Origin of the sequence: Microcystis sp. M_QC_C_20170808_M9Col (assembly GCF_007095495.1) — a bacterium.
Classification (GTDB): Bacteria; Cyanobacteriota; Cyanobacteriia; order Cyanobacteriales; family Microcystaceae; genus Microcystis; species Microcystis aeruginosa.
In genome coordinates, this window is the sequence record NZ_SFBZ01000236.1 from 1 (window position 1) to 7052 (window position 7052).

The 7052-nt window shown below is 41.9% G+C and carries 9 protein-coding genes and 1 pseudogene; 2 read left to right on the forward strand and 8 right to left on the reverse strand.

Annotated elements, in window-relative coordinates; all coding sequences use genetic code 11:
• Positions 1 to 156 precede the first annotated feature (156 nt).
• Positions 157 to 1137: a porphobilinogen synthase gene (gene hemB / locus EWV68_RS13740; protein ID WP_002733412.1), complete on the forward strand. Its 981-nt coding sequence runs from the start codon at positions 157 to 159 to the stop codon at positions 1135 to 1137.
• On the opposite strand, the gene EWV68_RS13745 is transcribed toward hemB, so the two are convergent.
• Positions 1134 to 1742 (reverse strand): chromophore lyase CpcT/CpeT, encoded by a 609-nt coding sequence (locus tag EWV68_RS13745; protein WP_061432196.1) that lies wholly within the window; start codon positions 1740 to 1742, stop codon positions 1134 to 1136. The two genes, hemB and EWV68_RS13745, sit on opposite strands and share 4 nt — an antisense overlap.
• Positions 1743 to 1819: 77 nt before the next feature.
• On the opposite strand from EWV68_RS13745, the gene EWV68_RS13750 reads away from it, so the two are divergent.
• Positions 1820 to 3898: a thioredoxin domain-containing protein gene (locus tag EWV68_RS13750; RefSeq protein WP_287170127.1), complete on the forward strand. Its 2079-nt coding sequence runs from the start codon at positions 1820 to 1822 to the stop codon at positions 3896 to 3898.
• Between the two features lie 138 nt (positions 3899 to 4036).
• Here EWV68_RS13750 and EWV68_RS13755 read toward each other — a convergent pair whose 3' ends face one another.
• The 7 genes and pseudogenes from EWV68_RS13755 to EWV68_RS22095 form a co-directional block, all read right to left on the reverse strand.
• Positions 4037 to 4291: a hypothetical protein gene (locus tag EWV68_RS13755; protein WP_061432198.1), complete on the reverse strand. Its 255-nt coding sequence runs from the start codon at positions 4289 to 4291 to the stop codon at positions 4037 to 4039.
• A gap of 110 nt (positions 4292 to 4401) precedes the next feature.
• Complete coding sequence (locus EWV68_RS13760) at positions 4402 to 4755, reverse strand: immunity protein CdiI family protein (protein ID WP_061432199.1); 354 nt, start codon at positions 4753 to 4755, stop codon at positions 4402 to 4404.
• Positions 4756 to 4783: 28 nt separating this feature from the next.
• Entirely contained in the window at positions 4784 to 5158 is a 375-nt protein-coding gene (locus EWV68_RS13765; protein ID WP_287170128.1) for a hypothetical protein, read from the reverse strand.
• Positions 5159 to 5527: 369 nt separating this feature from the next.
• Positions 5528 to 5758: an addiction module protein gene (locus EWV68_RS13770; protein ID WP_287170129.1), complete on the reverse strand. Its 231-nt coding sequence runs from the start codon at positions 5756 to 5758 to the stop codon at positions 5528 to 5530.
• Between the two features lie 257 nt (positions 5759 to 6015).
• On the reverse strand, positions 6016 to 6471 hold the full coding sequence (locus EWV68_RS13775; RefSeq protein WP_287170130.1) for a PIN domain-containing protein: 456 nt from the start codon (positions 6469 to 6471) through the stop codon (positions 6016 to 6018).
• Positions 6468 to 6722 (reverse strand): hypothetical protein, encoded by a 255-nt coding sequence (locus EWV68_RS13780; protein WP_061432203.1) that lies wholly within the window; start codon positions 6720 to 6722, stop codon positions 6468 to 6470. The genes EWV68_RS13775 and EWV68_RS13780 overlap by 4 nt, the downstream gene beginning before the upstream one ends.
• A gap of 147 nt (positions 6723 to 6869) precedes the next feature.
• A pseudogene (locus tag EWV68_RS22095) lies at positions 6870 to 6938 on the reverse strand (PEP-CTERM sorting domain-containing protein); the annotation flags it as partial.
• Between the last annotated feature and the right edge of the window lie 114 nt (positions 6939 to 7052).

Consider the following 7052-nt stretch of genomic DNA (forward strand, 5'->3'; position numbering starts at 1 on the left):
TCCTTCTTGTAGTACATCGCTTGGTACAAAAAACAAGGGCAACAAAGCCTGAAACGACCGGCTCCTGACTCCTGACTCCTGACTCCTACCCCCAGGAAAAACTTTTTCAGCAGACCCTATTTACTGTTTACTTTTTATTTTTGACGCGCTGTTATCATGCTGATTCGTCCCCGTCGTCTTCGTTATACTCCAGCGATTCGCCGTCTTGTTCGTGAAACTGAATTAACCGTTAATGACTTGATTTATCCCCTCTTTATCATGGAGGGAGAAAATCAAAAGGTGGCTATTCCTTCTATGCCCGATTGTTATCGTTATTCCCTTGATTTATTGCTCAAAGAAGTGGTTAATGCTTATAATTTAGGCATTAATGCCATCGCTCTTTTCCCCCTGATTGCCGAAGATAAAAAAGATAATTTCGGTAGAGAAAGTTATAATCCCGATGGTTTAGTGCCAAGGGCGGTGAAAGCGATTAAAAAAGAAGTCCCTGAAATAATTATTATTACCGATGTTGCCCTCGATCCTTTTTCAATTTATGGTCATGATGGTATTGTGGAGGACGGTAAAATTCTCAACGATGAAACCCTGGAAGTTTTAGTGAAAATGTCGCTCTCGCAAGCGGCAGCCGGGGCTAATTTCGTCGCCCCTTCCGATATGATGGATGGTAGGGTTGGGGCGATCCGTCGAGCTTTAGATGCGGCTGGCTATTTGGATGTGGGAATTCTCGCTTATACGGCTAAATATGCCTCTGCTTATTATGGTCCCTTCCGAGATGCCTTAGAATCAGCCCCAAAATTTGGTGATAAGAAAACCTATCAAATGGATGGGGCTAATAGTCGGGAAGCCTTACGGGAAGCCAGTTTAGACATAACAGAAGGGGCAGATATTATTATGGTTAAGCCCGCTCTGGCCTACCTCGATATTATCCGTCGTCTGCGCGATAGTAGCCATCTTCCCGTCGCCGCTTACAACGTCAGTGGTGAATACGCAATGATTAAAGCGGCGGCAAAACAGGGCTGGATTGACGAAAAAAGCCTGATTTTGGAAACTTTAATCAGTATGAAACGAGCGGGGGCCGATTTGATTTTGACCTATTTTGCTGCCGATGTGGCATTAATGAAACAGGAAAGCCGATTTTAGGGTTTTTGCCAGCGAAATTGATAGACATTATCCTGCGCTCCCCATACCTGCCGACCAAGGCTATCATAACCTCGATCGCTGGTATCCATGCCCTGGGAATGTAGAATAATTGTATTAGTTATTTTCACCGCACCTCTGGCATTAGTGGGACAACCCTGGGGGGGAGTTTCTCCCCGATAACCCCCCGCTATCGGTTTTAAAAACACAGTACACACCGACTCGGCCAAATCTGATACATTTAATTTTCTTTCTGTCAAGTCTTTGTTACAAAAATTAATAAAGTTAGGGGCATTATTTAACTTATAAGCTTTCGATTCCACAGTGGAATTATCGGGGCTAGGTTGAATGACTAAAATTCTTTGACGATAGGGTTGATTTAAGCGATCGATAATCGCCTGTTCCTGATAAAGATAAATACTATCCTGTTTCGGGGAAAAATCCACCGCACAGGTAGTCATTTGCACCTTAGCAATGCGGGGATTAGTCTGCGCTTGTTGCGTCGTATCCATGACCCCAATTAAATGACTAGCCACCCCTTGTACTTGCGGATTAAGGGGCAAAGATTGAGTAAGAAAAAATCCTAGGGCGATCGAAGTTTTCAGCATAAGCAGAGGCTTGATTCCGGTTAGTCTCTAATTAGCTTAAACTAATAAGCAGCAAGAGCAAAAATACCCCTTTTCCCATGGCTAATCATCTGGCTGAATCTGAAAGTCTTTACCTGCGAAAACACGCCGAAAACCCGATCGATTGGTGGTATTGGTGTGACAGCGCCCTAGAAATTGCCAGGGGAGAAGATAAACCGATCTTTCTCTCGATCGGTTATTCTAGCTGTCATTGGTGTACGGTTATGGAAGGAGAAGCTTTTTCCGATCGGGCCATTGCCGATTATCTCAATCAGTATTTTTTGCCGATCAAAGTTGATCGCGAGGAAAGACCGGACATCGATAGTATCTATATGCAAGCATTGCAGATGATGGTCGGTCAAGGGGGTTGGCCTCTGAATGTCTTCCTAACACCGGATAGTTTAATTCCCTTCTATGGTGGCACCTATTTTCCTGTGCAACCGCGCTTTAACCGGCCCGGTTTTCTGCAAGTGTTGCAATCGGTACGTCGCTATTATGACGAGGAAAAGCAGAAATTAAGCAAATTTACGGCCGAAATGCTGGGCGCACTGCGTCAATCAGCTATTTTACCCCGAGCAGAGACTAATTTAGCCGCTCCTTCCCTTTTAGCCACAGGAATCGAGACAAATACGGCGGTGATTCGGGTTAATCCCAATAACTACGGTCGGCCCAGTTTTCCGATGATTCCATATTCTCATCTGGCTTTGCAGGGTAGTCGCTTTGGTGACGATTTTGAGGATTCCCTCCGGCAAGCGGCCTATCAACGGGGGGAAGATCTGGCCCTGGGGGGAATCTATGACCATGTAGGGGGAGGATTCCATCGTTATACGGTGGATTCGACGTGGACAGTTCCCCATTTTGAAAAAATGCTCTACGATAACGGGCAAATTGTCGAATATTTAGCCAATTTGTGGAGTGCGGGTGATCGAGAAGCGGCCTTTGAGAGAGGGATTAAAGGCACGGTTAACTGGCTAAAACGGGAAATGACCGCCCCAGAAGGTTATTTTTATGCGGCCCAAGATGCCGATAGTTTTGAGAATGCCACGGATAGGGAACCGGAGGAAGGGGCCTTTTATGTCTGGTCGGATCGGTCGTTAAGGGATTATCTCTCGACCGAGGAATTGGGGCTGCTGCAGGCTAATTTTACCGTTACTGCCGAGGGTAATTTTGAGGGTCGTAATGTCCTGCAACGTCGGCAAGGGGGAGAATTAGGGAAGGAGATAGAAAATCTGCTCGATAAGTTATTTATTCGGCGTTATGGCAGTTCTCAAGCCCAATTAGCTCTTTTTCCCCCGGCCAGAGACAATCAAGAGGCGAAAACCGTCTCTTGGCCGGGACGGATTCCGGCGGTAACGGATACGAAAATGATTGTCGCTTGGAATAGTTTGATGATTTCTGGTTTAGCCCGGGCCTTTGCCGTCTTTAGCGAACCTTTGTACTGGCAAATGGCTACGGTCGCGGCCGAGTTTATTCTCAAGCATCAGTGGTTAGATGGACGTTTTCAGCGCTTGAATTATCAGGGTCAGGCCTCGGTTTTGGCCCAATCGGAGGATTTTGCCTATTTTATTAAGGCTTTACTGGACTTGCAAACGGCTAATCCCCAAGAAACTGCCTGGTTAGAGGCGGCTATCGATCTACAAGGGGAATTCGACCGCTGGTTTTGGTCCGAGGATGAGGGGGGATATTTTAATACTGCTTCTGATCATAGTCTCGATCTGATCGTGCGAGAACGGGGTTATACGGATAATGCCACCCCTTCGGCTAACGGAATTGCGATCGCTAATTTATTGCGTCTGTCGCGATTGACGGAAAATCTAGAATATCTCGATCGGGCCGAAAAGGCCTTGCAATCTTTTAGTACCATCCTAGAACAGTCCCCCACCGCTTGCCCCAGTTTATTTGTTGCCCTCGATCACTATCGTCACGGTTTCTGTCTGCGCGCCCCGGAAAGCTCGATCGAGCCGCTGTTAAGTCGCTATTTGCCCACTGCGGTGTATCGAGTCGATGCCAGTTTGCCCTCTAGCACATTTGGGTTAATTTGTCAAGGGTTATGCTGCCTTGAACCGGCGGAAAATTTAGAACAGTTGGACCAACAAATTGCTGGGGTGATGGCGGGTCCGTCAATACTGCTCGGTTAACTTAAAGATGGTGCGTTCCCCACGATCAAACGATGGAGTAACAAGGATGGCATCAGGGAACGCACCCTACTCGTGACTGGTGACTTGTTCTGAACCACGACTCGGATTCAAATCAGCTAGATAAATATCGCCTCGCATTTATTTCTTATCCTCTTGTTCAAGGTGAGATAAATAATCGGGTAAAATACTTTCTGAAAAGCTAATATCCTCTTGAGCCAATTCATTTTGTAACGCTTGTGCTTCTGCATCTGAAATATTATCCCATTTCTGAAAACGTGAATTTCTTGGTAAGGATTGGGCGAATTCAAGGACTTTTTGTGGTTTTTCTAGCGTTAAAGTCTTAATAATTGGCAAAATCTGGCCTTGAAGATTATTAATATCGGTGATAGACATTTTAATTTTTACTATATTTACACTAGACTGGTAATCGTAGCATAAAAGTATGCTTGTTGTCAATCATTTAATTTCGTGGATTGGCAAAAGGTATAATTAACACATCTCGCTCAGACTGTTATCTTTTGTCCTGTATATTGTTTTGTTATTTCCTTAGGATTTCTCAACAATTGACATTCATTTTGGTAGAAAACTTCATAATCTGGTGCAAGTTCAAGACGTAACTGTTTCCACAAACTAATTCCTTCTTGTTTAAAATCCGTTTCAGCTTGCTGATTCGGAAAATCTGATAAAGGTGGATAGTCTTGATTTAAAGTCTTATCGTAAGTATCCTGCCATGGGTTTAAACGCTGAATGGTTTCTTTACTTAATGGCAATTCTTCAGGAGCAATGTTATCAATTTCATCTACTCCCCAAAGTGGGTAACTTCCATAATCTGCCCAAAGTTTGATTCTGATTGCCATAATTATCATTCCTGAATAAGTTTGTCAATTAATTAGCACTCACTATGTAACCATTATGACTAATTTCTAGAGAAATATACTGGATCATTTCATTGATTTTTACTTGATAAATTATTCGACTTTTCCCTTGTATGCCAATAATTTTACCCTCACTAATAGCTCTTATGATTAAATCGGGAATTTGTGCTTCGGCAATACCTCTCTTGAGGAAATCTTCTCGATGATTTTCTAGAATATGCAGTAATCCAGAACCTCTCTCTCCTCCTTTTCCGGTTTCTAGAAAAATAATTTTTCCCCTAGGCTCTTTAGTAATGAGAATATTTTCTGGGGTATGTTTGATTCCTGCTTTTTTAAGTTCAGCAATCGGGAGTTTTTTCTGAGCGTTGTTGGGATGCTCCATCATTGCCGATTATAGCTCAAGATTGCAGAGGTTAATCCAGTTTACTCATTCCTGTATTATGCAATAAACCCCTTCAAGATTGAATGAAGGGGCATTTATTGTATTTTTGGAAGCCAATTAGCCGACTTTTGTGGTTTCTTTGTCGGTGGATTGGGATGATTTTAGTTTACGTTTGAGTATCTCCATTATTCTAAGTTTCGCTTTTTCCAGTAATCAGGTTTACGTTTTCTATATGCGATCGCAACCACCCAAATAAATGCTTCAAATCCTATTCAGATAACAAATCTAGCCCTAATCCTATCTTTTGCTTCTCATAATATTGAATAGCATTGTCAAGTTCTCCTGTTGCTTCACTGTGAATAATAACAGGTTTCACGAATATTTCTCTCGTAATTCCAATAATACTTTATCTGATGGTTCACCATTGGCTGGTCCAGCATAAATTTCGGCTAATCTTTCAGTTAATTCTCTATCCCAAGCATCTAAAACATTGTCATCTACACCTTCATCTAAGGAATGGATGAGAAAGTAAGCTTGTTCAGCGCGATCTTGCACAGAAAGTTGAGCAAGTTCTATTTTGAGGGTTTCTGCTGTTTTAGTCATCTTGAAAGCATCTATAACCAATCATCTTAGATTGTAAGTAGTCGGACATAAATAAACAACACTATGTTAAGGAATGTAAAATAGCCAGTTTTCGCTGCTGCATATAGCTTTCTACCCTATTTACAAAACTTTATACAGCAGCGAAAACTTATGTCCGACTACTTAGTAGCAGCTCTCAGCTTGCAAGATAAACCATACTCCTTGAAATCATGGGAATTGAGAGAGTTATGCCAAAAATACCCCCTCAATTGACTGAATTAAGGGGGCATTTGTCGCAGATATTTATCAAGAAATTCCTCTGATGTTAAACAATCAAAATCAGCAATAATTTTGATTAATTCTCGATTTTCAGACAAAAAGATTTCTGCCGCACCATATTTGGCAGTTAGATAGATAAAAACATCTTCAGAAGGCACTAATTTTTCTGCAATTATCTTACTTGCTTCTGCTTTCATTTCAATCGTTTCTGGTATAAATAAGCAATTAAGATTCTGCCAGATTTGATCTACTATTTTGGCTGCCCAATCTTTACCTTGAAGTCTTTTGCCAACTCGTAAAATTTGGTTAATGAGTTCCTGCGAAATAATAACTTTGATTGAAGATTGATTATTGTGGGTATAATATCCTAACCATGTAAGAATTCGCTCTTGTGGTGAGAGGGGTTTTAATTGACCAATAATATAAATATTTGTATCTAAAAAAATTCTCCTCATTCATACCGCTCCTGAAATAGTTCTTGCTTCACTTTACGAATAAGCTCTAAAATCTGTTCATCAGTTTCGATACCTGCTTCTTTAAATGCAGCTTGCATCTTAGTACGAGCTTGTTCAAATTCTACTTGTTCATTTTGATCGGGAACAATAATAACAAGTTCAATCTCTGTGTCTGTTGGCAAATCTTGATGGGGTTGCTCGATAATTAATTGTCCATCTTTGATTTTGGCTTTAGTCTGAATAAATTGCATTTTTGATTTCTCCTCAGACTCAATCTGGTTTATTATGTCTATCTTATCATTTTCGAGCGACTAATGTGTAAGAGGAAGAGATATAAAAAAACAAAACCCCCTCAACTGACTGAATGAAGGGGCATTTATGGTATTTTTAGAGGCAATTTAGCCTACTTTTGTGGTTTCTTTTTCGGTGGATTGGGAGGGTTTTAGTTTGCGCTTGAGGGTTGAACCCACATTCCGCACCCTAAGTGTCACAACGTCTCGAAAGAGGAAGGAGCGTGAGTCAAAATACTTATCTAGAGGAGTGAGTTGGCGGCAAGCTGCCGGCAACTAAGTCGAAAAATT

Bases quoted from the DNA above. Each gene is read 5' to 3' on its own strand.
- hemB (WP_002733412.1), top strand. From the start codon at position 157: ATGCTGATTCGTCCCCGTCGTCTTCGTTATACTCCAGCGATTCGCCGT.
- EWV68_RS13745 (WP_061432196.1), bottom strand. From the start codon at position 1,742: ATGCTGAAAACTTCGATCGCCCTAGGATTTTTTCTTACTCAATCTTTG.
- EWV68_RS13750 (WP_287170127.1), top strand. From the start codon at position 1,820: ATGGCTAATCATCTGGCTGAATCTGAAAGTCTTTACCTGCGAAAACAC.
- EWV68_RS13755 (WP_061432198.1), bottom strand. From the start codon at position 4,291: ATGTCTATCACCGATATTAATAATCTTCAAGGCCAGATTTTGCCAATT.
- EWV68_RS13760 (WP_061432199.1), bottom strand. From the start codon at position 4,755: ATGGCAATCAGAATCAAACTTTGGGCAGATTATGGAAGTTACCCACTT.
- EWV68_RS13765 (WP_287170128.1), bottom strand. From the start codon at position 5,158: ATGATGGAGCATCCCAACAACGCTCAGAAAAAACTCCCGATTGCTGAA.
- EWV68_RS13770 (WP_287170129.1), bottom strand. From the start codon at position 5,758: ATGACTAAAACAGCAGAAACCCTCAAAATAGAACTTGCTCAACTTTCT.
- EWV68_RS13775 (WP_287170130.1), bottom strand. From the start codon at position 6,471: ATGAGGAGAATTTTTTTAGATACAAATATTTATATTATTGGTCAATTA.
- EWV68_RS13780 (WP_061432203.1), bottom strand. From the start codon at position 6,722: ATGCAATTTATTCAGACTAAAGCCAAAATCAAAGATGGACAATTAATT.